This window comes from Komagataeibacter kakiaceti JCM 25156 (assembly GCF_000613305.1).
In genome coordinates, this window is sequence record NZ_BAIO01000569.1 from 1 (window position 1) to 1,359 (window position 1,359).

Annotated in this window: 3 protein-coding genes and 1 tRNA gene; 2 read left to right on the forward strand and 2 right to left on the reverse strand. The window is 58.0% G+C overall.

Going from position 1 to position 1,359, the window contains the following annotated elements; translation table 11 throughout:
- Nucleotides 1–135: 135 nt before the first annotated feature.
- Nucleotides 136–441: a YggT family protein gene (locus tag JCM25156_RS16665; RefSeq protein ID WP_025814013.1), complete on the reverse strand. Its 306-nt coding sequence runs from the start codon at nucleotides 439–441 to the stop codon at nucleotides 136–138.
- Between the two features lie 157 nt (nucleotides 442–598).
- Here JCM25156_RS16665 and JCM25156_RS16670 point away from each other — a divergent pair.
- Nucleotides 599–674: transfer RNA gene (locus JCM25156_RS16670), tRNA-Ala, on the forward strand.
- 92 nt (nucleotides 675–766) lie between these two features.
- Here JCM25156_RS16670 and JCM25156_RS16675 read toward each other — a convergent pair.
- A complete protein-coding gene (locus JCM25156_RS16675) occupies nucleotides 767–1,111 on the reverse strand; it encodes a RidA family protein (RefSeq protein ID WP_242402722.1) in 345 nt (114 codons plus the stop codon).
- 99 nt (nucleotides 1,112–1,210) lie between these two features.
- On the opposite strand from JCM25156_RS16675, the gene JCM25156_RS25590 reads away from it, so the two are divergent.
- On the forward strand, nucleotides 1,211–1,359 hold a 149-nt coding region (locus JCM25156_RS25590; protein ID WP_034960542.1), incomplete at its 3' end, for an HPr kinase/phosphorylase.

The following is a 1,359-nucleotide window of genomic DNA, read 5'->3' on the forward strand; positions in this document are numbered from 1 at the left end:
TGCGCGGGCGCGCCCGAAAGGGCCGCCGCCACGGGCAGGGCGGCGAGGAGGGCGAGAAAACGGTTGGATTTTTTCATGTAAACAAACTCCCGGAATTCGGTCTGGAGGAAGAAGCGGCCCGCAAGGGACGTGGAATCACGCGATTCCGACCATGAGCATGCCATAGATCCGGGCCATGACCGGCATCAGCACATACTGGATGAGCAGGAGCAGCACGAGCGGGCTGAGGTCGATATTGGCGACATTGGGCAGCACGTTACGGATCGGGCGCAGCACGGGTTCGGTCATGCGGTAGAGGAAATTCGACATCTTCCAGACAATCTGGTTACGCGGATCCAGAATGCCAAAGCCGATGAGAAAGCTGAACAGACAGGCCAGCAGCACAACCCATGTGTAAAGCTGGATGAGTTCAAACAGCAGCTGAAAGATGATGGAAATCAACGGGCCAACTTTCAAAGGTGACGGAAAAGGGAATTTAGTGTCCGTGCGGCCCGCATACAACCGCTATGAATGGGACATATCAGGTGGAAAACAGGTGGCGGGCTGGAAAATGGGCCTTGACTTGCCCGATGGGGCGGGTATTTATCGCGCAGGATGTGGGGCTGTAGCTCAGATGGGAGAGCGCCTCGTTCGCAATGAGGAGGTCAGGGGTTCGATTCCCCTCAGCTCCACCACTATCCTGCCTTTCCGATAAAACAGAATCACCGGTATATGGTTTCCGCAAGCGGAAGCCGGACCACCGTTTCCCCGATGGCCCGCCGGCTGGTCAGGCGATTTCGGCTTCCTGATCCGCCATCGCCACCAGCCTGATTTCGGCAAGCTGGCCGGGACGGTCGAAATGACCGACCAGACGCAGCGTCGTTGCCGGGCAGGTGCGGCCGAACAGGTCATTGAGCAGCGGGAAACAGGTGCTGAACCCTTCGGTCTCGGAAAGGACGAACACGACGCGCGTCACGTTTTCCGCCGTCATGCCATGAAGCGCGAGCTGCGCCACTCCCTCCGCCAGCGCCTGACGGATCTGGCTGAACACGTCTGGCAGGAATTCCCCCGTCCCGGCATCGATACCGGTCAGGTGGCGGATTTCTATTTCTGGTGGAGAGCGAAACAGCATGTTTTCTTGCATTTGCTCCAGAATCACAAAATGGTCATCTTTTGTCCATAGAAATTTTTATTTCGCCGGAACGACCGCTTTCGGATAAGTCTTAAATTCATGAACGATCCGGTCCAGATCCATGCTTCCTGCGCGGCGCGGCGCGAGCAGGGGATTCTGCTGGTCGGGCCATCGGGCGCGGGCAAGTCGGATCTGCTGCTGCGCCTTGTCGATGCGGGATATGATCTCGTGGCGGACGACAGGGTCCG

Coding starts and splice junctions, on each gene's coding strand:
- JCM25156_RS16675 (WP_242402722.1), bottom strand. CDS start 1,111: ATGCTGTTTCGCTCTCCACCAGAAATAGAAATCCGCCACCTGACCGGT.